The 21,231-nt window shown below is 58.5% G+C and carries 19 protein-coding genes and 2 tRNA genes; 20 read left to right on the top strand and 1 reads right to left on the bottom strand.

Translation table 11 applies throughout. The features are described from left to right. Nucleotides 1–121 precede the first annotated feature (121 nt). From dnaJ to HX839_RS25525, 6 genes are all read left to right on the top strand, one after another. Nucleotides 122–1,246: a molecular chaperone DnaJ gene (dnaJ, locus tag HX839_RS25550; RefSeq protein ID WP_003212219.1), complete on the top strand. Its 1,125-nt coding sequence runs from the start codon at nt 122–124 to the stop codon at nt 1,244–1,246. A 10-nt stretch (nt 1,247–1,256) separates the two neighbouring features. Further along, complete coding sequence (dapB, locus tag HX839_RS25545; protein WP_003212216.1) at nt 1,257–2,063, top strand: 4-hydroxy-tetrahydrodipicolinate reductase; 807 nt, start codon at nt 1,257–1,259, stop codon at nt 2,061–2,063. 259 nt (nt 2,064–2,322) lie between these two features. After that, complete coding sequence (gene carA / locus HX839_RS25540; protein WP_003212214.1) at nt 2,323–3,459, top strand: glutamine-hydrolyzing carbamoyl-phosphate synthase small subunit; 1,137 nt, start codon at nt 2,323–2,325, stop codon at nt 3,457–3,459. Nucleotides 3,460–3,564: 105 nt separating this feature from the next. Further along, a complete protein-coding gene (gene carB / locus HX839_RS25535; protein WP_003212212.1) occupies nt 3,565–6,786 on the top strand; it encodes a carbamoyl-phosphate synthase large subunit in 3,222 nt (1,073 codons plus the stop codon). Then, on the top strand, nt 6,783–7,259 hold the full coding sequence (gene greA, locus HX839_RS25530) for a transcription elongation factor GreA (RefSeq protein WP_003212209.1): 477 nt from the start codon (nt 6,783–6,785) through the stop codon (nt 7,257–7,259). The genes carB and greA overlap by 4 nt, the downstream gene beginning before the upstream one ends. A 28-nt stretch (nt 7,260–7,287) precedes the next feature. Further along, nucleotides 7,288–7,692, top strand: coding sequence for a hypothetical protein (locus HX839_RS25525; RefSeq protein ID WP_003212207.1), 405 nt, complete (start codon nt 7,288–7,290; stop codon nt 7,690–7,692). An 8-nt stretch (nt 7,693–7,700) separates the two neighbouring features. Here the strand turns inward: HX839_RS25525 and yhbY are convergent, their stop codons facing one another. Beyond that, the gene (gene yhbY, locus HX839_RS25520; RefSeq protein ID WP_003212205.1) at nt 7,701–8,009 is read right to left on the bottom strand and encodes a ribosome assembly RNA-binding protein YhbY; all 309 of its coding nucleotides are present in this window, start codon (nt 8,007–8,009) and stop codon (nt 7,701–7,703) included. 105 nt (nt 8,010–8,114) lie between these two features. Between yhbY and rlmE the strand changes: the two genes are divergently transcribed. From rlmE to rpsO, 14 genes are all read left to right on the top strand, one after another. Next, nucleotides 8,115–8,765, top strand: coding sequence for a 23S rRNA (uridine(2552)-2'-O)-methyltransferase RlmE (gene rlmE / locus HX839_RS25515; protein ID WP_003212203.1), 651 nt, complete (start codon nt 8,115–8,117; stop codon nt 8,763–8,765). Nucleotides 8,766–8,965: 200 nt separating this feature from the next. Beyond that, entirely contained in the window at nt 8,966–10,876 is a 1,911-nt protein-coding gene (gene ftsH, locus HX839_RS25510; protein WP_008436840.1) for an ATP-dependent zinc metalloprotease FtsH, read from the top strand. An 8-nt stretch (nt 10,877–10,884) separates the two neighbouring features. Then, complete coding sequence (gene folP / locus HX839_RS25505; RefSeq protein WP_177067881.1) at nt 10,885–11,736, top strand: dihydropteroate synthase; 852 nt, start codon at nt 10,885–10,887, stop codon at nt 11,734–11,736. A gap of 16 nt (nt 11,737–11,752) precedes the next feature. Beyond that, nucleotides 11,753–13,090 carry a phosphoglucosamine mutase gene (gene glmM / locus HX839_RS25500; RefSeq protein ID WP_177019338.1) on the top strand — a complete coding sequence of 446 codons (1,338 nt, stop codon included), beginning with the start codon at nt 11,753–11,755 and terminating at the stop codon, nt 13,088–13,090. Nucleotides 13,091–13,156: 66 nt separating this feature from the next. Further along, a complete protein-coding gene (tpiA, locus tag HX839_RS25495; RefSeq protein ID WP_008436843.1) occupies nt 13,157–13,912 on the top strand; it encodes a triose-phosphate isomerase in 756 nt (251 codons plus the stop codon). A gap of 4 nt (nt 13,913–13,916) precedes the next feature. Beyond that, complete coding sequence (secG, locus tag HX839_RS25490; RefSeq protein WP_026078118.1) at nt 13,917–14,300, top strand: preprotein translocase subunit SecG; 384 nt, start codon at nt 13,917–13,919, stop codon at nt 14,298–14,300. A 21-nt stretch (nt 14,301–14,321) separates the two neighbouring features. Further along, nucleotides 14,322–14,407 (top strand) — tRNA-Leu (locus HX839_RS25485). Between the two features lie 96 nt (nt 14,408–14,503). Further along, a tRNA-Met gene (locus HX839_RS25480) sits at nt 14,504–14,580 on the top strand. Nucleotides 14,581–14,720: 140 nt separating this feature from the next. After that, the gene (gene rimP, locus HX839_RS25475; protein WP_003235029.1) at nt 14,721–15,179 is read left to right on the top strand and encodes a ribosome maturation factor RimP; all 459 of its coding nucleotides are present in this window, start codon (nt 14,721–14,723) and stop codon (nt 15,177–15,179) included. Nucleotides 15,180–15,226: 47 nt separating this feature from the next. Continuing rightward, a complete protein-coding gene (gene nusA, locus HX839_RS25470; protein WP_003212187.1) occupies nt 15,227–16,708 on the top strand; it encodes a transcription termination factor NusA in 1,482 nt (493 codons plus the stop codon). A 27-nt stretch (nt 16,709–16,735) separates the two neighbouring features. After that, nucleotides 16,736–19,258 carry a translation initiation factor IF-2 gene (gene infB, locus HX839_RS25465; RefSeq protein WP_003212186.1) on the top strand — a complete coding sequence of 841 codons (2,523 nt, stop codon included), beginning with the start codon at nt 16,736–16,738 and terminating at the stop codon, nt 19,256–19,258. A gap of 159 nt (nt 19,259–19,417) precedes the next feature. Next, entirely contained in the window at nt 19,418–19,819 is a 402-nt protein-coding gene (gene rbfA, locus HX839_RS25460) for a 30S ribosome-binding factor RbfA (RefSeq protein WP_003212184.1), read from the top strand. A 3-nt stretch (nt 19,820–19,822) separates the two neighbouring features. After that, entirely contained in the window at nt 19,823–20,740 is a 918-nt protein-coding gene (truB, locus tag HX839_RS25455) for a tRNA pseudouridine(55) synthase TruB (RefSeq protein WP_003212182.1), read from the top strand. Nucleotides 20,741–20,899: 159 nt separating this feature from the next. After that, nucleotides 20,900–21,169 carry a 30S ribosomal protein S15 gene (rpsO, locus tag HX839_RS25450; protein ID WP_003177875.1) on the top strand — a complete coding sequence of 90 codons (270 nt, stop codon included), beginning with the start codon at nt 20,900–20,902 and terminating at the stop codon, nt 21,167–21,169. The last annotated feature ends 62 nt before the right edge of the window (nt 21,170–21,231 follow it).

Raw genomic sequence — 21,231 nt, 5'->3', positions numbered from 1 at the left:
AAGCAGTAACGACCAGGATCGTTGAATTGACGTGAGTTGGGTCCGGGCCTGTATTGGGGCTCAACGAGTTTGGCAAGGCTCAGGAGGGTTTTGCCGGACGTCCTTAAGAGTGCAAAGACTTATGGCAAAGCGTGACTATTACGAAGTGTTGGGTGTGGAGCGCGGCTCCAGCGAGGCGGACCTGAAAAAGGCTTACCGTCGCCTGGCGATGAAGCACCACCCGGACCGTAATCCGGATAGCAAAGAATCCGAAGAGCTGTTCAAAGAGGCCAATGAGGCCTACGAATGCCTGTGTGATCCGAACAAGCGCGCCGCTTACGATCAGTATGGCCATGCCGGTGTCGACCCAAGCATGGGTGGCGGCGGTGCCGGTTTCGGCGGGCAGAACTTCTCCGATATTTTCGGTGACGTGTTCAGCGACTTCTTTGGCGGCGGCCGCGGTGGCCAGCGTGGCGGTGCCCAGCGTGGCAGCGACCTGCGTTACACCCTGGAACTGAACCTGGAAGAAGCGGTGCGTGGCACCAGCGTCAATATCCGTGTTCCGACGCTGGTCAATTGCAAGCCGTGCGACGGTTCGGGTGCCAAGAAAGGCTCCTCGCCGATCACTTGCCCGACTTGCGGCGGTATCGGTCAGGTACGCATGCAGCAAGGCTTCTTCTCGGTGCAGCAAACCTGCCCGCGCTGCCACGGCCAGGGCAAGATCATTTCCGATCCGTGCGACTCGTGCCACGGCGAAGGGCGTGTCGAAGAGTACAAGACCCTCTCGGTGAAAGTGCCGGCGGGTGTTGATACCGGCGACCGCATTCGTCTGTCGGGCGAAGGCGAGGCGGGCACTCAGGGCGGCCCGACGGGCGACCTGTACGTGGTGATCAATGTGCGCGAGCACTCGATCTTCCAGCGCGACGGCAAGCATTTGTTCTGTGAAGTGCCGATCAGCTTTGTCGATGCGGCCCTGGGTGGCGAGCTTGAGATTCCGACGCTGGACGGTCGGGTCAAGCTGAAGATCCCTGAGGGTACGCAGACCGGCAAGCAGTTCCGTATCCGTGGCAAAGGCGTTGCGCCGGTGCGCGGTGGCGGTGCTGGCGACCTGATGTGCCGTGTGGCGGTAGAGACGCCGGTGAACCTGGGGCGTCGTCAGCGCGAACTGTTGGAAGAGTTCCGCAGCTCCCTGGCCGGCGATGACACTCATTCGCCAAAGACCACCGGCTGGTTCGAAGGCGTGAAGCGCTTCTTCGGCGACCTGTAAGGAAGTGAGTATGCGACGTATCGCGGTGATGGGCGCTGCCGGGCGCATGGGCAAGACCCTGGTCGAGGCCGTGCAGGCACGCTCGCCGGCCTCCGGGCTGACGGCGGCGATTGTTCGTCCCGGCAGCACCTTGATTGGTGCGGATGCGGGTGAGTTGGCGTCCCTGGGGCGGATCGGCGTTTCGTTGTCCGGCAATCTGGAGCAGGTTGCCGACGAGTTCGACGTGCTGATCGATTTCACCCTGCCGGACGTGATGCTGAAAAACCTGGCGTTCTGCCGCAAGGCGGGCAAGGCCATGGTGATCGGCACAACGGGCCTGAGCGCCGAGCAAAAGCAGCTGCTGGTGGAGGCGGGCAAGGATATTCCAATCGTGTTCGCGGCCAATTTCAGCGTTGGCGTCAATCTGTCGCTGAAGCTGCTCGACATGGCGGCGCGGGTGATGGGTGATGAGGCTGACATCGAGATCATCGAGACTCATCACCGGCACAAGATCGATGCGCCGTCCGGTACGGCATTGCGTATGGGCGAGGCGATTGCCGATGCTCTCGGGCGGGACCTGTCGAAGGTGGCGGTGTACGGTCGCGAAGGTCACACCGGTGCCCGCGCTCACGACACCATCGGTTTTGCCACCGTTCGCGGCGGTGATGTGGTGGGCGATCACACGGTGTTGTTCGCAACCGAGGGTGAGCGTCTTGAGATCACCCACAAGGCCTCGAGCCGCATGACGTTCGCCAAGGGTGCCGTACGTGCGGCGCTGTGGCTGGAGGGTCGTGCGCCGGCCCTGTACGACATGCGCGACGTGCTGGACCTGCATTAAGAAGTAGCTAAAACGGGGTCTCAGGAATATGCTGAGGCCCCGTTTTTACCCGCTAGGCGACGTCCTGTCGCATTCCCCTGCCTTTAAGGCTCATTAGCGGTGGACCAAAAAAGCCTTTTTCTGTAAGCTACAGCTTTAGTGTGTCCACTAAAAGCGCGCAGAATAATTCAGTGAAGAAGCGGGGTGACGTGTCCATACGTCACTCCGCTTTTTTACAACCTGCGATCGCCCTTTCAGGCTTTATTTACGGGAGGTCTTCTTGACTAAGCCAGCCATACTCGCCCTTGCTGATGGCAGCATTTTTCGCGGCGAAGCCATTGGAGCCGACGGTCAGACCGTTGGAGAGGTGGTGTTCAACACCGCCATGACCGGCTATCAGGAAATCCTTACTGATCCTTCCTACGCCCAACAGATCGTTACCCTGACCTATCCGCACATCGGCAACACCGGTACTACACCGGAAGACGCCGAGTCTGATCGTGTCTGGTCGGCTGGCCTGGTCATTCGTGACCTGCCACTGGTAGCGAGCAACTGGCGTAACACGATGTCCCTGTCCGATTACCTGAAAGCCAACAACGTTGTGGCGATCGCCGGTATCGATACGCGTCGCCTGACACGCATCCTGCGTGAAAAAGGCTCGCAGAACGGCTGCATCATGGCCGGTGACAACATCTCCGAAGAAGCAGCGATCGCAGCGGCCCAAGGTTTCCCTGGCCTGAAAGGCATGGATCTGGCGAAAGTCGTCAGCACCAAGGAAACGTACGAGTGGCGCTCCACCGTCTGGGACTTGAAGACCGACAGCCACGCGACCATCGAAGCTTCCGAACTGCCGTACCACGTCGTGGCCTACGACTACGGTATCAAGCACAACATCCTGCGCATGCTGGTCGAGCGCGGTTGCCGCGTGACCGTGGTGCCTGCGCAGACCCCGGCCAACGACGTACTGGCCCTGCAGCCGGACGGCGTGTTCCTGTCCAACGGCCCGGGTGACCCGGAGCCTTGCGACTATGCCATCAAGGCGATCAAGGAAGTGCTGGAAACCGAGATCCCGGTGTTCGGCATCTGCCTCGGCCACCAACTGCTGGCCCTGGCCTCCGGCGCCAAGACCCTGAAAATGGGTCACGGCCACCACGGTGCCAACCACCCGGTGCAGGACCTGGACACTGGCGTCGTGATGATCACCAGCCAGAACCACGGTTTTGCGGTGGATGAAGCGACGCTGCCGGGCAACGTCCGGGCGATTCACAAGTCGCTGTTCGACGGTTCCCTGCAAGGTATCGAGCGCACCGACAAGAGCGCGTTCAGCTTCCAGGGCCACCCTGAAGCAAGCCCGGGCCCGAACGACGTAGCGCCGCTGTTCGACCGTTTCATCAATGAGATGGCCAAGCGACGCTAACTGAGCGGCCTGAGGGCGGCCCGGGAAACCGGCGGCCCCCTCGGGCTCTTCAAAGATTGTTCAAGACGGCTTGCCGACTGACCTGCGGATTTGAGTGACAAACCCATGCCAAAACGTACAGACATAAAAAGCATCCTGATTCTCGGCGCTGGCCCGATCGTGATCGGCCAGGCCTGCGAATTCGACTACTCCGGCGCCCAGGCCTGTAAAGCCCTGCGCGAAGAGGGCTACCGCGTCATCCTGGTGAACTCCAACCCGGCCACCATCATGACCGACCCGGACATGGCCGACGCCACCTACATCGAGCCGATCAAGTGGCAGACCGTTGCCAAGATCATCGAGAAAGAGCGTCCGGACGCCCTGCTGCCAACCATGGGTGGCCAGACCGCCCTGAACTGCGCACTGGACCTGGAGCGCGAAGGCGTCCTGGAGAAGTTCGGCGTAGAGATGATCGGCGCCAATGCCGACACCATCGACAAGGCTGAAGACCGTTCGCGTTTCGACAAGGCCATGAAGTCCATCGGCCTTGATTGCCCGCGTTCCGGTATCGCCCACAGCATGGAAGAGGCCAACGCGGTCCTTGAGCGCCTGGGCTTCCCGTGCATCATCCGTCCGTCCTTCACCATGGGCGGCACCGGCGGCGGTATCGCTTACAACCGTGAAGAGTTCGAAGAAATCTGCGCCCGCGGCCTGGACCTGTCTCCGACCAAAGAGCTGCTGATCGACGAATCCCTGATCGGCTGGAAAGAATATGAGATGGAGGTTGTCCGCGATAAGAAGGACAACTGCATCATCGTCTGCTCGATCGAAAACTTCGACCCGATGGGCGTGCACACCGGTGACTCGATCACCGTTGCGCCGGCACAGACCCTGACGGACAAGGAATACCAGATCATGCGTAACGCCTCTTTGGCGGTGCTGCGTGAGATCGGTGTGGAAACCGGTGGCTCCAACGTCCAGTTCGGCATCTGCCCGGACACTGGCCGCATGGTTGTGATCGAGATGAACCCGCGTGTATCGCGTTCTTCGGCGCTGGCATCGAAAGCTACCGGCTTCCCGATTGCGCGCATCGCCGCCAAGCTGGCGATCGGTTACACCCTGGACGAGCTGCAGAACGAAATCACCGGCGGCGCAACGCCAGCTTCCTTCGAGCCGTCGATCGATTACGTCGTCACCAAGCTGCCACGTTTCGCTTTCGAGAAATTCCCGAAAGCCGACGCCCGCCTGACCACTCAGATGAAGTCGGTCGGTGAAGTCATGGCCATCGGCCGGACCTTCCAGGAGTCCCTGCAGAAAGCCCTGCGCGGCCTGGAAGTGGGTGTTTGCGGTCTGGACGAGAAGCTCGACCTGAGCAACCCGGAAAGCATGAGCGTGCTCAAGCGCGAGCTGACCGTGCCGGGTGCCGAGCGTATCTGGTACGTGGCCGATGCTTTCCGCGCCGGCATGACCGTCGAAGACATCTTCGGCATGAACATGATCGACCCGTGGTTCCTGGTGCAGATCGAAGATCTGATCAAGGAAGAAGAGAAGGTCAAGACCCTCGGTCTGTCCTCCATCGACCGCGACCTGATGTTCCGCCTCAAGCGCAAAGGTTTCTCCGACATGCGTCTGGCCAAGCTGCTGGGCGTGACCGAGAAGAACCTGCGCACCCATCGCCACAAGCTGGACATCTTCCCGGTCTACAAGCGCGTTGATACCTGTGCGGCCGAGTTCGCCACCGACACTGCATACATGTACTCCACCTACGAGGAAGAGTGCGAAGCCGCGCCGTCGGGCCGCGACAAGATCATGATCCTGGGCGGCGGTCCAAACCGTATCGGCCAAGGCATCGAGTTCGATTATTGCTGCGTACACGCCGCTCTCGCCCTGCGCGAAGACGGGTACGAGACCATCATGGTCAACTGCAACCCGGAAACTGTTTCTACTGACTACGACACTTCCGACCGTCTGTACTTCGAGCCGGTAACGCTGGAAGACGTACTGGAAATCTGCCGTGTCGAGAAGCCAAAAGGCGTGATCGTCCAGTACGGCGGCCAAACCCCGTTGAAACTGGCGCGCGCACTTGAAGCTGCTGGCGTGCCGATCATCGGTACCAGCCCTGACGCTATCGACCGCGCCGAAGACCGTGAGCGCTTCCAGCAGATGGTTGAGCGCCTGAACCTGCGTCAGCCGCCAAACGCCACTGTGCGCAGCGAAGACGAAGCGATCCGCGCGGCCAGCAAGATTGGTTACCCGCTGGTGGTGCGTCCGTCCTACGTACTGGGCGGCCGGGCGATGGAAATCGTCTACGAAGAAGACGAACTCAAGCGTTACCTGCGTGATGCGGTGAAAGTGTCCAACGACAGCCCGGTGCTGCTGGACCACTTCCTCAACTGCGCCATCGAGATGGACGTGGATGCGGTCTGCGACGGCACCGACGTGGTGATCGGCGCGATCATGCAGCACATCGAACAGGCTGGCGTTCACTCCGGTGACTCCGCTTGCTCGCTGCCGCCATACTCGCTGCCTGCACACATCCAGGACGAGATGCGCGAACAGGTCAAGAAAATGGCCCTGGAGCTGGGCGTGGTCGGCCTGATGAACGTACAGTTGGCGCTGCAAGGCGAAGACATCTACGTCATCGAAGTCAACCCGCGCGCCTCGCGTACCGTGCCGTTTGTTTCCAAGTGCATCGGTGTTTCCCTGGCAATGATTGCTGCCCGTGTGATGGCCGGTAAGACCTTGAAGGAAATCGGCTTCACCAAGGAAATCATTCCGAACTTCTACAGTGTGAAAGAGGCGGTGTTCCCATTCGCCAAATTCCCTGGTGTGGACCCGATCCTGGGCCCGGAGATGAAGTCCACCGGTGAAGTGATGGGCGTGGGCGATACCTTCGGTGAAGCATTCGCCAAAGCCCAGATGGGCGCCAGCGAAGTGCTGCCTACCGGCGGTACTGCGTTCATCAGCGTGCGCGATGATGACAAGCCGCTGGTTGCAGGTGTGGCCCGTGATCTGATCAACTTGGGCTTCGAAGTCGTGGCCACTGCCGGGACCGCCAAGCTAATCGAGGCTGCCGGCCTGAAAGTGCGTCGCGTGAACAAGGTGACGGAAGGCCGTCCACACGTGGTCGACATGATCAAGAATGACGAAGTCACCCTGATCATCAACACCACCGAAGGTCGCCAGTCGATCGCGGACTCCTACTCCATTCGTCGTAACGCCTTGCAGCACAAGATCTACTGCACCACCACCATTGCTGCTGGCGAAGCTATCTGCGAAGCGCTGAAGTTCGGTCCTGAAAAAACCGTGCGTCGCTTGCAGGATCTACACGCAGGATTGAAGGCATGATCAAATACCCAATGACCGTCCAGGGCGCAAAAGCCCTGGAAGAAGAGCACGCCCACCTGACCAAGGTCGTCCGTCCAAAGCTGAGCCAGGACATCGGTACGGCCCGGGAATTGGGTGACCTGAAGGAAAACGCTGAATACCATGCTGCCCGCGAGCAGCAAGGTATGGTCGAGGCGCGGATCCGTGACATCGAAGGCCGCCTGCAGAATTCGGTGGTTATCGACGTCACGACCATCCCGCATACCGGCAAGGTGATTTTCGGCACCACCGTGGAAATCGCCAACGTCGAGACTGACGAAAGCGTGGTTTACCACATCGTGGGTGAAGACGAGGCCGACTTCAAACTCGGCAAGATCTCCGTCGGTTCGCCGCTGGCCCGCGCCTTGATTGCCAAGGAAGAGGGTGACGTGGTGGCCGTCAAGACGCCAGGTGGCGTGATCGAGTACGAGATTGTCGAAGTTCGTCACATCTGAAAGACGGCGCCCGCTTCGTGCGGGCGCCATGCTTTGGCAGTTTGCCCAGATGCTTTGGGTTGGCGGCCTATGGCTGTTACATATTGGTGTGCTGCCGGCGCTGGGCCTGATTGGCCTGGCACCGTTGCTGATCGATGAGGTCAGCGGATTATTAAGCGCGTTGCTGGTAGGTTTTGCAGCGGCGTGCGTGACGCTTCAGGCGCTGGTGCTGATCAAGGCCGAAGGCTTGGGGAGTCTGTGGCGGGATATTCGCGGGCAACTGCTGTTGATGGCGCTGTATGCGTGCGCAATGTTTTGCGTGGTGCGCATCTTTCTGCCGGAGGCGTTGCGCTGGCAGCTGTTCAGCTATCTTGTGCTAGGGTTTTCCGGGTTGGTGCTGGTTGTACAGCCGGCGCCAGGATGGAGTGGCAGGGCGTGCGAAGCACGCCCGTGACCCTTGTTTCACTTGAAGCGGTGTACGTTCGACAGTTGCTTGTTGGCGCTGAAGTTCTTGCGATACAGCAGCGCCATCTTGCCGATGACCTGAACCAGGTCCGCTTTGCCAGCCTTGCACAGTTCTGCAATAGCTGCCAGGCGCGCCTCGCGATCAAGGATGCTGACCTTGATCTTGATTAGCTCGTGATCGCCCAATGCGCGTTCAAGTTCGGCTAACACACCTTCAGTCAAACCGTTGTCAGCCACAATCAAAACTGGTTTCAGATGGTGGCCAATGGATTTGTACTGTTTCTTCTGCTCTTGAGTGAGCGGCATAATCTGACCCCTGCGTCTGATCTTGTAAAAAGCGGCGGCCAGTTTACCCGAGCGAGTCCGGGACCGCCCAGTTAATCACGACCCGTTTTATTTTCGAGGTGGCCCGTGGCCCGTTCCAAAACTAGCCTTAAGTGGCTGCAAGAGCATTTCAACGACCCTTACGTCAAAATGGCGCAAAAGGATGGCTACCGTTCCCGGGCCAGCTACAAACTGCTGGAGATCCAGGAAAAGGACAAGTTGATCCGTCCTGGCATGAGCGTTATCGACCTGGGTGCCGCCCCGGGTGGCTGGTCCCAGGTGACCAGTCGTCTGATTGGTGGACAAGGTCGTTTGATCGCTTCCGACATCCTGGAAATGGACAGCATCCCTGACGTGACCTTTGTTCACGGCGATTTTACCCAGGATGAAGTGCTGGCACAGATCCTTGAGGCCGTCGGAAATTCGCAGGTAGACCTTGTGATTTCCGATATGGCCCCCAATATGAGTGGATTACCGGCTGTTGATATGCCGCGAGCCATGTTCCTGTGCGAATTGGCACTGGACCTGGCAGGACGGGTACTGCGTCCGGGTGGTGACTTCCTGGTCAAGGTCTTCCAGGGTGAAGGCTTCGACGAGTATCACAAGAACATCCGCAAACTGTTCGACAAGGTACAGACACGCAAGCCTGACTCTTCCCGGGACAGGTCTCGCGAGCAGTATTTGCTGGGTCGCGGCTTCCGTGGCATTGAAGGCGCTGCCAGTGAAGAGCGTTTTTGAGAAATTTGACGGAGGCGATAGGTTTTTTTATATCGCTTTCGTCATGAAGCTTTACGAATATTGTGTAGTCAAAGTTTCACAAAGGGTTACAGACGGCGCCTGCCAGAGTTGTAGGTAATGTAGTAAGTTAGGCCGGTGAATATCATGCGAAGCACGCGCCAGTAGCGGAGCTTGCTTCAGAGGGTAGTTAATTGAACGATATGGCAAAGAATCTGATCCTGTGGTTGATCATCGCGGCTGTCCTCGTGACGGTGATGAACAACTTCTCCAGCCCTAACGAGCCGCAGACCCTCAACTATTCCGACTTCATCCAGCAAGTTAAGGATGGCAAGGTCGAGCGCGTAGCGGTTGATGGCTACGTGATTACCGGCAAGCGCAACGATGGCGACAGCTTCAAGACCATCCGTCCGGCAATCCAGGACAATGGCCTGATCGGCGACCTGGTGGATAACCACGTGGTTGTTGAAGGCAAGCAGCCTGAGCAGCAGAGCATCTGGACCCAGCTCCTGGTGGCCAGCTTCCCGATACTGGTGATTATCGCCGTGTTCATGTTCTTCATGCGCCAGATGCAAGGTGGTGCGGGAGGCAAGGGCGGGCCGATGAGCTTCGGCAAGAGCAAGGCGCGCCTGCTTTCCGAAGATCAGGTGAAAACCACCCTGGCTGACGTTGCGGGCTGCGACGAAGCCAAGGAAGAAGTGGGCGAACTGGTTGAATTCCTGCGCGATCCGGGCAAGTTCCAGCGCCTGGGTGGCCGTATTCCTCGCGGTGTGCTGATGGTTGGCCCGCCAGGTACCGGTAAAACCCTGTTGGCCAAGGCCATTGCCGGCGAAGCCAAAGTACCTTTCTTCACCATTTCCGGTTCCGACTTCGTCGAAATGTTCGTCGGTGTAGGTGCCAGCCGTGTTCGCGATATGTTCGAACAGGCCAAGAAGCACGCTCCGTGCATCATCTTCATCGATGAAATCGACGCCGTTGGTCGCCATCGTGGCGCCGGCATGGGCGGCGGTCATGATGAGCGTGAGCAGACGCTTAACCAGTTGCTGGTTGAGATGGACGGCTTTGAAATGAACGACGGCATCATCGTGATCGCCGCAACCAACCGTCCAGACGTACTCGACCCCGCGTTGCTGCGTCCGGGCCGTTTTGACCGTCAGGTCGTTGTCGGGTTGCCAGACATCCGTGGTCGTGAGCAGATCCTGAAAGTGCACATGCGCAAAGTGCCAATGGGCGACGACGTGGCTCCGGCCGTGATTGCCCGTGGTACTCCAGGCTTCTCCGGTGCCGACCTTGCCAACCTGGTGAATGAGGCGTCGCTGTTTGCCGCCCGTACCGGCAAGCGCATCGTTGAAATGAAGGAGTTCGAGCTGGCGAAAGACAAGATCATGATGGGCGCCGAGCGCAAATCCATGGTCATGTCCGAGAAAGAGAAGCAGAACACCGCTTATCATGAAGCCGGTCACGCCATTGTTGGTCGCGTTGTGCCTGAGCATGACCCGGTCTACAAGGTATCGATCATTCCTCGTGGCCGGGCGCTGGGCGTCACCATGTTCCTGCCGGAAGAGGATCGCTACAGCCTCTCCAAACGTGCCTTGATCAGCCAGATCTGCTCGCTGTATGGCGGCCGGATCGCCGAAGAGATGACCCTGGGCTTCGACGGTGTTACCACCGGTGCCTCCAACGACATCATGCGTGCCAGCCAGATTGCACGGAACATGGTGACCAAGTGGGGTCTGTCGGAGAAACTCGGTCCTTTGATGTATGCCGAGGAAGAAGGCGAAGTATTCCTGGGTCGCGGTGGTGGTGGTCAAGCTGCCAGCTTCTCCGGCGAGACAGCCAAGCTGATCGACTCCGAGGTGCGCAGCATCATTGACCAGTGCTACGGCACGGCCAAGCAGATCCTCACCGACAACCGCGACAAGCTCGACGCCATGGCTGATGCCCTGATGAAGTACGAGACCATTGATGCCGAGCAGATTGACGACATCATGGCTGGTCGTACGCCTCGCGAGCCTCGCGATTGGGAAGGTGGTTCGGGTACTTCGGGCACGCCGCCAGTGGTACAGAACGAACGCCCTGAAGCCCCGATCGGCGGCCCGGCTGCTGACCATTAAGGTTTGAAATGACTTCTGCGTTGTCCTCGACCCGGTTGCCTTGCGGCAGCCGGGTTCTTGATTTGGCCCATACACACGTTATGGGCATTCTTAATGTAACCCCTGATTCCTTTTCCGATGGTGGTCGCTTCAGTCAGCTTGATGCTGCGTTGCGCCATGCGGAAGCGATGGTGGCTGCCGGTGCGACTCTGATTGACGTCGGTGGCGAATCAACCCGGCCCGGCGCGCGCGCAGTTTCTCCCCTGGAGGAGCTGGAGCGGGTTGCTCCGATTGTCGAGCGCATCCATCAAGAGCTGGACGTCATCATCTCTGTCGACACCTCGACCCCAGCCATCATGCGCGAAACTGCGCGGCTGGGTGCAGGGTTGATCAACGATGTGCGCTCTTTGCAGCGCGATGGCGCTCTGGATGCGGCCGCCGCGACGGGGCTGCCGGTTTGTCTGATGCATATGCTTGGCGAGCCGGGCACGATGCAGGACGACCCTCATTACGACAATCTGGTCGGTGAAGTGAAAGGCTTCCTTGCTGAGCGCATGGCTCAATGCGCGGCGGCGGGGATTGCTCCCGAGCGGATAATCCTCGACCCGGGATTTGGCTTTGCCAAGACCTTGCAGCACAATTTAAGCCTGTTCAAGCATATGGAATCCCTGCATGCCCTTGGTCGCCCCTTGTTGGTCGGGGTTTCGCGCAAGAGCATGATAGGTCTGGCGTTGAATCGTCCGGTGGGTGAGCGGCTGCATGGCGGCCTGGCACTTGCGGCACTTGCCGTGGTCAAGGGTGCGCGCATCTTGCGCGTGCATGACGTGGCCGAGACGATAGATGTAGTGCGGATGATCGCAGCGGTTGAATCAGCCGAATAAGAATGATGGAGCACTTATGACTAAAAAGTATTTTGGCACCGATGGCATTCGCGGTCGGGTCGGCGAATTCCCGATTACTCCCGATTTCATGCTCAAGCTGGGCTGGGCCGCCGGCATGGCGTTCCGCAGCATGGGGGCCTGCCGTATCCTGGTGGGTAAGGACACGCGTATCTCGGGTTATATGTTTGAGTCTGCGCTGGAGGCAGGTCTGTCTGCTGCCGGCGCTGATGTGATGCTGCTGGGGCCGATGCCTACGCCGGCGATCGCTTACCTGACGCGTACCTTTCATGCTCAAGCCGGTATCGTGATCAGCGCTTCGCACAATCCCCACGATGACAACGGCATCAAGTTCTTCTCGGGCCAGGGCACCAAGCTGCCGGATGAGATCGAGCACATGATCGAAGAGTTGCTGGATGCGCCGATGACCGTCGTCGAATCGAGCAAGCTGGGCAAGGTGTCGCGGATTAACGACGCTTCCGGCCGTTACATCGAGTTTTGCAAAAGCAGCGTGCCAAGCAGCACCAATTTTGCCGGGTTGAAGGTCGTCATCGACTGCGCCCACGGCGCGACGTACAAAGTCGCACCGAGTGTGTTCAAGGAGCTTGGCGCAGACGTTACTGTACTGTCGGCGCAGCCGAACGGCCTGAACATCAACGACAACTGCGGCTCAACCCACATGGGGCAGTTGCAGGCGGCTGTCCTGGCTGAGCATGCCGACTTGGGCATCGCGTTCGATGGTGATGGCGACCGCGTATTGATGGTCGATCACACTGGCGCGATCGTCGATGGCGACGACCTGTTGTTCATCATCGCCCGTGACCTGCATGAGCGTAACAAGCTGCAAGGCGGCGTCGTCGGTACCTTGATGAGCAATCTTGGCCTGGAGCTGGCCCTGGCAGATCTGGGGATCCCGTTTGTGCGCGCCAATGTCGGTGACCGCTACGTGATTGCCGACCTGCTGGAGCGTAATTGGCAGGTGGGCGGCGAAAATTCCGGTCATATCGTCTGCTTCCAACACACGACTACCGGGGATGCGATCATTGCGGCGCTGCAGGTGCTGCTGGCGCTGCGTCGCCGTGAAGAAAGCCTGGCCCAGGCGCGGCAGGCGTTGCGCAAGTGCCCGCAAGTGCTGCTCAACGTGCGCTTTGCAGGCGGTGACAACCCTATCGAGCATCCGGCTGTCAAAGAGGCCAGTGAGCGCGTGACTGCCGCCATGGCGGGGCGTGGCCGGGTCTTGCTGCGCAAGTCGGGTACCGAGCCTTTGGTGCGTGTAATGGTCGAGGGCGAGGACGAAACACAGGTTCGCGGCTATGCCGAAGAGCTGGCAAAACTGGTAACTGAAGTTTGCGCCTGAATTCGGCTTGCCAGTGATGATGTGGTTGGGTAACATCTGCGCCCACTTTGACCGACGAGGTACAGCATGCGTCGCACTATGGTAGCTGGTAACTGGAAGATGCACGGTACCCGCGCCAGTGTCGCTGAGCTGATCAATGGCCTTCGTCATTTGGCCTTGCCTGGCGGTGTTGATGTCGCGGTATTCCCGCCTTGCTTGTATATCAATCAAGTGATTGATGGCTTGAAAGGCAAGTCGATCCAGGTCGGCGCGCAGAACTCTGCGGTGGAATCCATGCAAGGTGCGTTGACCGGTGAGATTGCACCGAGTCAGCTGGTTGATGCGGGTTGCTCCCTGGTGCTTGTTGGGCACTCCGAGCGCCGCCAGATCATGGGCGAGCGTGATGGGACACTCAATCGCAAATTCGCGGCGGCACAGGCTTGCGGCTTGGTTCCGGTGTTGTGCATAGGGGAGACCCTTGAGCAGCGTGAGTCCGGTAAAACTCTTGAGGTTGTCGGGCGTCAGCTGGGCAGCATCATCGAGGAGCTGGGAGTCGGTGCCTTTGCAAATGCAGTAATTGCTTACGAGCCGGTCTGGGCCATTGGCACCGGGCTGACTGCTTCGCCGCAACAGGCGCAGGATGTGCACGCAGCCATCCGCGCGCAGTTGGCGGCAGAGAATTCTGAGGTCGCACGAGGTGTGCGGCTTCTATACGGCGGCAGCGTGAAGGCGGCCAATGCGGTCGAACTGTTCGGCATGCCGGATATCGATGGGGGGCTCATTGGTGGAGCTTCCCTGAATGCAGATGAGTTCGGTGCGATTTGTCGCGCCGCGGGAAACTGAAAAAATGCTGGAAACAGTCATCGTTGTTTTTCATCTGCTGGGTGCACTGGGCGTAGTTGCTCTGGTTTTGCTGCAGCAGGGTAAAGGTGCGGACGCTGGTGCGTCTTTCGGGGCAGGTGCTTCAAATACTGTGTTCGGAAGCCAAGGTTCCTCTACCTTTCTTAGTAAGTTTACTGCTATACTTGCCGCCGGTTTCTTCATAACCAGCTTGGGGTTAGGTTACTTTGCTAAAGAGAAAGCTCATGTGCTGACTCAAGTAGGTCTCCCAAACCCAGCAGTGTTGGAAGTACCAAAAGCAAAACCGGCTTCTGATGATGTCCCGGTGCTTCAAGAGCAAAAGTCGGCTACTCCAGCGACTGACGTACCTCCAGCTCAAGAGCAGAAGTAAGAAGGTTGTAAACGCTGTATTGCCGAGGTGGTGGAATTGGTAGACACGCAACCTTGAGGTGGTTGTGCCCATAGGGTGTAGGGGTTCGAGTCCCCTTCTCGGTACCAATTATCAGGAGAGCCCGCTGTTGCGGGCTTTCTTGTAGGTGGAAGGTTACATTGACCCTGTAAGGGATCGGTCGTATACTTCCGCCCCAGCTTTGTCGCGGGGTGGAGCAGTCTGGTAGCTCGTCGGGCTCATAACCCGAAGGTCGTCGGTTCAAATCCGGCCCCCGCAACCAGTTTTAGCGGAGCCCCTTTTAAGGGGCTTTTTGTTAGCTGGACACTTTCAACGCCGCTGTTCGACGGCGTTTCAAGGATGGGCGTTTCGCCCATTTTTTTATTTTGCACAGCATGCACATACATGCACGAGGGGGTTCAGGTGTCGAGCAAGCTAGAAGAGTTGCAGGCCTTGTTGGCCCCGGTGGTCGTGGCCCTAGGCTATGAATGCTGGGGTATTGAGTTTTCGGCTCAAGGTCGCCACTCAATGTTGCGCGTTTATATCGATAAAGAGGGCGGCGTGCTGGTGGACGATTGTGCCATTGTCAGCCGTCAGATCAGCGGTGTCCTGGATGTTGAAGATCCGATCTCCGTTGAATACACCCTCGAAGTTTCCTCGCCTGGCATGGAACGCCCACTGTTCACTATTGATCAGTTTGCAAAATTTGCCGGTGAACAAGTGAAGATCAAGCTGCGCTCTCCCTTTGAAGGGCGACGCAACTTTCAGGGCCTTCTGCGCGGTGTAGAAGAGCAGGACGTCGTGGTGCAGGTAGAAGACCATGAGTTCCTGTTGCCGATCGATATGATCGACAAGGCCAACATTATTCCCAGTTTTGACTGAGACGCGGATCCCGCGGATCCAATGGCTTGCGAAAGGCGAGGCGTACGATGAGCAAAGAAGTACTGCTGGTTGTTGAGTCGGTATCCAATGAAAAGGGCGTACCGGCAAACGTGATTTTTGAAGCGCTGGAGCTGGCCCTGGCCACTGCTACCAAAAAGCGTTTTGAAGACGAAGTTGATCTGCGTGTGGAAATCAACCGCCACACCGGTGCCTACGAGACTTTCCGTCGCTGGACGGTCGTCGAAGAAGCCGATCTTGATGATCCGGCCATCGAAACCTGGCCGAGCAAGGTTGCTGAAACGCATCCGGGCGCCCAGGTCGGTGATGTCGTCGAAGAAAAGATCGAATCCATCGAGTTCGGCCGCATCGCTGCACAGACTGCCAAGCAAGTCATCGTGCAGAAGGTCCGCGAAGCCGAGCGCGCTCAAGTCGTTGACGCTTATCGCGAGCGCCTGGGGGAAATCATCTCCGGCACCGTGAAAAAAGTCACCCGCGACAACGTGATCGTCGACCTGGGTAACAACGCTGAAGCGTTGCTGGCCCGCGAAGACATCATTTCCCGCGAAACTTTCCGGGTTGGCGTGCGCTTGCGTGCGCTGCTCAAGGAAATCCGCACCGAGAACCGCGGCCCTCAGTTGATCCTGTCGCGTACCGCGCCGGAAATGCTGATCGAGCTGTTCCGCATCGAAGTGCCGGAAATTGCCGAAGGCCTGATCGAAGTCATGGCTGCGTCCCGCGATCCGGGTTCACGCGCCAAGATCGCGGTCCGCTCCAAGGACAAACGCATCGACCCGCAAGGTGCTTGCATTGGTATGCGCGGTTCGCGCGTCCAGGCAGTGTCGGGCGAATTGGGTGGTGAGCGTGTGGACATCGTCCTGTGGGACGATAACCCGGCGCAGTTTGTGATCAACGCAATGTCGCCTGCTGAAGTGGCGGCAATTATCGTTGACGAGGATGCCCATGCAATGGACATCGCCGTTGGCGCAGACAATCTGGCTCAGGCCATCGGTCGCGGTGGTCAGAACGTACGTTTGGCCAGCCAGTTGACCGGCTGGACCCTGAACGTGATGACCGAATCGGACATCCAGGCTAAGCAGCAAGCAGAAACCGGTGACATCCTGCGCAACTTCATCGACGAGCTGGAAGTCGACGAAGACCTGGCACAGGTGCTGGTAGATGAAGGCTTCACCAGCCTGGAAGAGATTGCCTACGTACCGTTGGAAGAAATGCTCAACATCGACGGCTTTGACGAAGACACCGTCAACGAGCTTCGCGCTCGGGCCAAGGATCGTTTGTTGACTAAAGCCATCGCTACTGAGGAAAAGCTGGCAGACGCCCATCCGGCCGAAGACCTGCTCTCGCTTGAGGGTATGGACAAGGATTTGGCGATGGAACTGGCGGTGCGCGGCGTAATTACCCGCGAAGACCTGGCCGAGCAGTCTATTGACGACCTGCTCGACATCGACGGCATTGACGATGATCGTGCCGGCAAGTTGATCATGGCCGCCCGAGCCCATTGGTTCGAGTAATTAGGCGCGGCCTGAGGAGAGAAGTGCATGACGCAAGTCACGGTGAAACAACTGGCCGATGAGGTCAAAACACCGGTAGAGCGCCTGTTGCAGCAGATGCGTGAGGCAGGTCTGCCGCACACCGCCGCCGATGAAGGTGTGAGCGATAGTGAGAAGCAGTCTTTGCTGACTCACTTGAAGAGCAGCCACAAGGCGAAAGTGGAAGAACCGCGCAAGATTACATTGCAGCGCAAAACCACCAGCACCCTGCGTGTTGCTGGCAGCAAGAGCATCAGCGTTGAAGTACGCAAGAAGAAAGTCTTCGTACAGCGCAGCCCGGAAGAAATCGAAGCCGAGCGCAAACGCGAACTGGAAGAACGTCGCGCAGTAGAAAATGCTGCTCGTCAGAAGGCTGAAGAAGAAGCCAAGCGTCGCGCCGAAGAAGAAGCGCGTCGCCAGCCTGCTGCTGCGCAACCTGCTAACACTGAGGCCGTTGCTGCGCCTAGCGCGCCTGTTGAAGCTGTTCGTGAGGCCGCTCCGGTTGCCGCCGCGCCAGCTCCTGCAGCCGACGCTCGCAAACGCGAAGAACCTCGCCGCCCGGACAAACCACGTGCCGACGATAACAATCGTCGTGGCAGTGGCGATGGTGAGCGCAAAAACGCTCCACATCGTGCTTCGGTCAAAGAGAAGGCGCCAGCGCCACGCGTTGCCCCACGTACTACCGACGAAGAAAGCGACAGCTTCCGTCGCGGTGGTCGCGGCAAGGCCAAGCTGAAGAAGCGCAATGCCCACGGTTTCCAGAGCCCAACCGGCCCTGTCGTGCGTGACGTGCAGATCGGCGAGACCATCACTGTTGGCGACCTCGCCAATCAGATGTCGGTCAAGGCTGCTGAAATCATCAAGTTCATGTTCAAACTGGGTACCCCAGCGACCATCAACCAGGTACTGGACCAGGAAACTGCCCAACTGGTTGCTGAAGAGCTGGGCCACAAAGTGACCCTGGTCAGCGACACCGCCCTGGAAGATTCCCTGGCCGAGTCCCTGAAGTTTGAAGGCGAGACTTTCTCCCGTGCGCCAGTCGTGACCGTAATGGGCCACGTTGACCATGGTAAGACCTCGCTGCTCGACTATATCCGTCGTGCCAAGGTAGCTGCAGGCGAAGCCGGCGGCATCACCCAGCACATCGGTGCATACCACGTTGAAACCGAACGCGGCATGGTCACCTTCCTCGACACCCCTGGTCACGCCGCGTTTACCGCCATGCGTGCCCGTGGTGCCAAGGCGACTGACATCGTGATCCTGGTAGTTGCAGCGGACGACGGCGTAATGCCGCAGACCATTGAAGCTGTCCAGCACGCTAAAGCCGCTGGTGTTCCTCTGGTTGTTGCAGTGAACAAAATCGACAAGCCGGGCGCCGATCTCGATCGCATCCGTAGCGAGCTGTCGGTTCACGGCGTGACTTCGGAAGAGTGGGGCGGTGATACGCCATTCGTTTCGGTTTCGGCGAAAGTCGGTACCGGTGTAGACGAACTGCTTGAAGCTGTTCTGCTGCAAGCCGAAGTTCTCGAACTGAAAGCAACTCCATCGGCCCCGGGTCGTGGCGTTGTGGTTGAATCGCGTCTCGACAAGGGTCGTGGCCCGGTTGCAACCGTTCTGGTTCAAGACGGTACCCTGCGCCAAGGCGACATGGTCCTGGTCGGTTCGAACTATGGCCGTGTACGTGCCATGCTCGACGAGAACGGCAAGCCAATCAAGGAAGCCGGTCCTTCCATCCCTGTCGAGATCCTCGGCCTGGACGGTACCCCGGACGCTGGCGACGAGATGAGCGTGCTGTCGGACGAGAAGAAAGCCCGTGAAGTGGCTCTGTTCCGTCAAGGCAAGTTCCGCGAAGTCAAGCTGGCCCGTGCTCACGCCGGCAAGCTGGAAAACATCTTCGAGAACATGGGCCAGGCAGAGAAGAAGACGCTTAACATCGTCCTCAAATCTGACGTTCGTGGTTCCCTCGAAGCGTTGAACGGCGCCTTGAATGGCCTGGGTAACGACGAAGTGCAAGTGCGTGTGGTCGGCGGCGGTGTCGGTGGTATCACCGAATCCGATGCCAACCTGGCGCTGGCCTCCAACGCTGTACTGTTCGGCTTCAACGTGCGTGCCGATGCTGGCGCACGGAAGATCGTCGAGCAGGAAGGCCTGGACATGCGTTACTACAACGTCATCTACGACATCATCGAAGACGTCAAGAAAGCCCTCACCGGCATGCTTGGCAGCGACGTCCGGGAGAACATCCTGGGTGTGGCCGAGGTGCGTGACGTGTTCCGCTCGCCGAAATTCGGCGCGATCGCCGGTTGCATGGTTATCGAAGGTGTTGTGCACCGTAACCGTCCAATCCGTGTACTGCGTGAAGACATCGTTATCTTCGAAGGCGAGCTGGAATCCCTGCGCCGCTTCAAGGATGACGCTTCCGAAGTACGTGCCGGCATGGAATGCGGTATTGGCGTCAAGAGCTACAACGACGTCAAGGCGGGTGACAAGATCGAAGTCTACGAGAAGGTCCAGGTTGCTCGCAGCCTCTAACTCGCGTACTTCAAGGGCCACGCAGCGCCCGGGCATGCAAATGCCTGGCGTTGTGTCCGGACTCTAAACGCAACGCCCGGTCTGGCTTTTGTCAGGCCGGGCGTTTGCCGCTTTCAGACCCCACGGGTTTCACCGTGTGGCAGCAACAGGTAACAAGACATGGCAAAAGAATACAGCCGTACCCAACGTATCGGCGATCAGATGCAGCGTGAGCTGGCACAGCTGATCCGTCGTGAAGTAAAAGACCCACGTGTTGGCCTGGTCACCATCACCGCCGTTGAAGTCAGCCGTGACGTTGGTCACGCCAAGATCTTCATCACCGTGATGGGCCAGGACAACAGCGAAGAAATCGCGCAAAGCATCAAGGTGCTCAACTCCGCCGCAGGTTTCCTGCGTATGCAGTTGGCCCGTGAAATGAAGCTGCGCAGCGTTCCTCAGTTGCACTTCCACTACGACGAAAGTGTCGTGCGTGGCGCGCACCTGTCGGCACTGATCGAGCGGGCCGTGGCTGAAGACAATCAGCACCCGGAATCCGCCACGCCTGAAGACGCCAAGGAGTAATCGGTGGCTCAGGTCAAACGCATCCGTCGTAATGTCAGCGGCATCATTCTGCTCGACAAACCCATTGGTTTTACCTCCAATGCGGCGTTGCAGAAGGTTCGCTGGCTGCTCAATGCCGAGAAGGCAGGGCACACCGGCAGCCTCGACCCCTTGGCCACCGGCGTGTTGCCGTTGTGCTTCGGCGAGGCCACCAAGTTTTCGCAATACCTGCTCGATTCCGACAAGGGCTACGAAACCCTGATGCAACTGGGCAAGACCACCACCACGGCAGACGCCGAAGGTGATGTTTTGCAGGTTCGCGAGGTGACCGTTGGTCGTGCTGATATCGAAGCTGCCTTACCTGCTTTTCGTGGGCAAATCAGTCAGATACCGCCGATGTACTCGGCTCTCAAGCGTGATGGCCAGCCTCTTTACAAGCTGGCACGTGCAGGGGAAGTGGTGGAGCGCGAACCGCGTTCTGTTACTATTGCGCGCTTGGAATTGCTCGCCGCTGAAGGCGACACTGCCCGGTTGGCGGTGGACTGCAGCAAAGGCACCTATATCCGTACCCTCGTGGAAGATATCGGTGAGCAACTAGGCTGTGGCGCATACGTTGCAGAACTGCGACGCACCCAGGCAGGCCCTTTCACCCTGGCCCAGACGGTCACGCTGGAAGAGCTGGAAGCAGTGCATGCCGAAGGCGGCAACGAAGCGGTTGATCGCTTCCTGATGCCATCGGACAGCGGTTTACTGGATTGGCCATTGCTGCACTTCTCGGAGCACAGCGCGTTCTACTGGCTTAACGGCCAGCCGGTACGTGCACCGGATGCCCCGAAGTTCGGCATGGTGCGGGTACAAGATCACAACGGTCGCTTTATCGGTATCGGTGAAGTGAGCGAAGACGGGCGCATCGCGCCGCGTCGACTGATTCGGTCAGAATGACCGAAACCAGTTTGTGGTAAAAGCGCAGTAGCTTTTACTCAAACTGGAACGAGGGTGGCTGTTAGCAGGCATGGTCACTACTCATTTTTAGATACAGGGATTTGTCCCTGGCCTGTTGAAACTGCCCTTTGGGTGGTTTCCTGAAAAAAGGATTGCCTCATGGCTCTCGACGTTCAAGAAAAAGCACAAATCGTTGCTGACTATCAGCAAGCTGTTGGTGACACTGGTTCGCCAGAAGTGCAAGTTGCACTGCTGACCCACAACATCAACAAGCTGCAAGGTCACTTCAAGGCCAACGGTAAAGATCACCACTCCCGTCGTGGTCTGATCCGCATGGTAAACCAGCGCCGTAAGCTGCTGGACTACCTGAAAGGCAAGGATCTGGGTCGTTATCAGACTCTGATCGGTCGCCTGGGTCTGCGTCGCTAATAAGCGATTGCGCTAGAGGTTGGTTGGCTGTCGTGTGTCAGTGGGTTTCCCGCTGGCCCATG

This window comes from Pseudomonas sp. I8001, from assembly GCF_013385345.1.
In the GTDB taxonomy this organism is placed as follows: Bacteria; Pseudomonadota; Gammaproteobacteria; order Pseudomonadales; family Pseudomonadaceae; genus Aquipseudomonas.
The sequence above is the reverse complement of the archived record's forward strand: the minus strand, read 5'-3'. Positions and strand labels throughout refer to the sequence as shown.